Genomic DNA, 3011 nt, shown 5'->3' with positions numbered 1-3011 from the left:
CCGGCAAGTTTACCGGCAAGTGCGCCGGTTACAGTAGATGCATGAACCCTGTCAAGGTCCTCTGAGGTAACACCTGAAATAGCTGCAGTTACGGATTCTTTCTTCTGACTCCCGTAACCCACAACAACTACTTCTTCCAGGCTTTTAACATCTGTTGCTAATTTGACGTCAATAACGGACCTTCCATCGACGCTGATTCTCTCTTTTTTATAACTAACCATGGAAAATACCAAAACGGCATCTTTTTGATTAGGAATATTCAGGGAGTATTTTCCATCTGCATCGGAAACCGTTCCAATCGTAGTACCTTCGACAACAATATTAACTCCCGGTAATGGTAAACCGGAAACCAAATCGGTAACGGTACCCGAAATCATGTTTTGCTGGATACTCCTTTTAGGAGCTACAACAATCATGTTGTTTTCCAACAGGGTATAGTCCATGTCAGAATTCCGGAACATCTTTTTTAAAACATCCTCGACCTTCATGTTACTTACGTACAGGTCAACTTTTTTATTTATATCACAAAGCTCGTCGTTATAAAAAAACCGATAGGATGTTTTATTTTCAATGGTGCGGAATATATCTTTTACCCTGGCATTCTCCAATTTTAAAGAAATAGTCCTGTTTTGGGAAAAAGAACCTGAAGAAAAAGCAACAGTGCAAAATAAGCTAAATACTATAGATAGTCTCATAACTAGTAGTAGTTTTTTATACCCATTTTGTAAGGAAAAATGGGCATACTTAGGTTTTTTTTTCATAAATTTGTTAGATTTTAGTGTTATTAAATGCCAAGCCTAATATATTGAGTGTCAGGCATTGGCGGCAAAATGATACATTAAAATTCATGAAATCGCGGAATGGTGGCTCATTCTGCGATTTTTTTCTTTGTTGATCTACATCTCCCATAGGCAATCAGTTTTTAATTATTTAATAATTTGTCTGCATAATCAGTTTGTCATAATTCTTTTTGTATGAAGGATCATCTTTAATCAGCACATGATTACTATTAATGACAAATAAAACAGGGGCCGATATTTGAACAATTTTCAAAACCTGTTCAAAAGTCTCATTGGTCAGGGTACCAGAAAATTTATATTTTTTAAGCGATTCATCATTAAACTGAATTTGAACATTATAGCGTCGTTCTAAATTAACAGCTAACTGATCGAGAGTTTCCCCATCAATGACCCAGCGGTTGTCCTTCCAGGATATGATAGGTACAGGATTGATATTGGGAATGATCTCAATTTTTTCAGGGATCGTTTTAATGTTTTTCTTCTCGGCAATTTTTGCTAAGGGTCCCTTTTGGAGAGAAGCTGTTTCTTTCTGTTCCTTATAAAAAGTAGCGGTCTGATTAGGTTTCAAATAAACTATTTGATTTTCGTATCCCTTGTGCATATTTTCAATAGCCACCGAACCCCTTACTAATGTTGTCTGGATGATATTCTCTTCAGGATATGATTTTACATTAAACTGCGTTCCATAAACTTTTACCAGAATATCTGAAGTTTTCACCACGAATAATCTTTTTTTCTGCTTGGTTACATCAAAAAAAGCTTCCCCTTCCAGGTATACTTCCCGGGTTTTATCTACAAAATTCACAGGGTATCTCAATTTACTCCCTGCATTCAACCATACTTTTGTGCCGTCAGACAGGGTAACCTGTGACCTGGCGCCCAGCGGAACGGAGATCTCGTTGAATTTCATCATTCCCTGACGGTAAATGGTCTGATAATCCTTTAAAAGAAATCCTAAAACAAAAGCTATACAAGCAGCTGCCGACATTAGAGCTATCCGCCAGTAGATTTTTTTCCCTGATTGTTTTTCCCTGGCTTTCTCTGTCTGATATTTTGACTTATAATAACCGGCGGCTACCCGGTTCCAGCCTTCAGTTTTATCAAAGCCGGAAGGATCTTGGACAACTTTGGTGAGTTGATAAAAAGTTTTGAGTTCTTCAAAATACTTCCTGTTGTTTGAATTCTTATTAATCCATTCGCGAGCATCATTTCTCTCCTGTCCGGTTGCAGATCCAACCAGATACTTAATCAGGAATTCATCCATAGAGGAATATGTTTGATTCTCTTTTTCCATATTTTCATTTCTAATTATAAAGACCGGGAAACGGTCAAAGTGGTTGACAAAAAAAAGTAAATTTTTATTTTTTATTTCCAGAATATCAGAATAATCAGTAAGGGCAGGTAATCGATAAGATTGATACGGAATTTTTGGAAAGCCCGGCTCATTTGAGTTTTCACCGTTCCTACTGTAATATTTAGTCTTTCAGCAATTTCCGTATAGCTCAAATTTTCAAAACGATTCAAATAATAGATTTTTTTACATTGTTCAGGAAGTGACTCAAGAACTTCTACGGCCTTTTCTTCCAATTCCTGGGCAACTATATTTGAAAATGCATAATCTAAAGAGACAGGTTCTGTTATTTCGTGATCTTCCAGTAAATAATTTAAGGAATCAATATTTTGTTTTTCTGATTTGTGCTTATCGAGATACTTGAGACAATTATTGTGGACACTTCTGAAAAGATAACTTTTCAAAGACTGATAAATTTGTATATCTTTAGCATTCAGCCAAAAATGGATAAAGATATCCTCTACGATTTCCTCAGCTGCATGATGATCCTTAATAATACTTTCCGCATAAAGACAAAGACTGTCGTAGTAACGATCAAAAATAGACCGCACCACCTTTTCATCTCCATCATTTAATAGTCGAAGTAATTCCGGTTCTGTTAGCATTATGAATAAAATCTATTAATTAAAGATTTGCAAGTTAGAAAAAAAACACACTACCCGTTAATGCTAAAAGGATTTTATGATTTTAAGTAAGTTAAAACCAGGGGATTATTTTTTATTGGGAGAATATTGTCATGAAATTAACATGCCCATCAGGAAATGATTCCGGGAACAAAAACGTTTTAATACCCTGTTATTCAATGCCCTTTATGCCTTATCATTATATAATATTAGTTTTTCATATCACCGATTAAATTT

General features: G+C 35.5%; 3 protein-coding genes. All 3 read right to left on the bottom strand.

Going from position 1 to position 3011, the window contains the following annotated elements; genetic code table 11:
* Nucleotides 1-695, bottom strand: a 695-nt coding sequence (locus Q8907_15170; protein ID MDP4275613.1) for a carboxypeptidase-like regulatory domain-containing protein, incomplete at its 3' end; no start/stop codon positions are given.
* Between the two features lie 235 nt (nucleotides 696-930).
* Nucleotides 931-2094: a FecR domain-containing protein gene (locus tag Q8907_15165; GenBank protein ID MDP4275612.1), complete on the bottom strand. Its 1164-nt coding sequence runs from the start codon at nucleotides 2092-2094 to the stop codon at nucleotides 931-933.
* Nucleotides 2095-2165: 71 nt separating this feature from the next.
* Complete coding sequence (locus Q8907_15160; protein ID MDP4275611.1) at nucleotides 2166-2756, bottom strand: RNA polymerase sigma-70 factor; 591 nt, start codon at nucleotides 2754-2756, stop codon at nucleotides 2166-2168.
* Between the last annotated feature and the right edge of the window lie 255 nt (nucleotides 2757-3011).

The sequence above is a fragment of the Bacteroidota bacterium genome, assembly GCA_030706565.1.
Lineage (GTDB): Bacteria > Bacteroidota > Bacteroidia > Bacteroidales > JAUZOH01 > JAUZOH01.
Note: the sequence above shows the minus strand (reverse complement) of the source record. Positions and strands in the feature narration are given on the sequence as shown.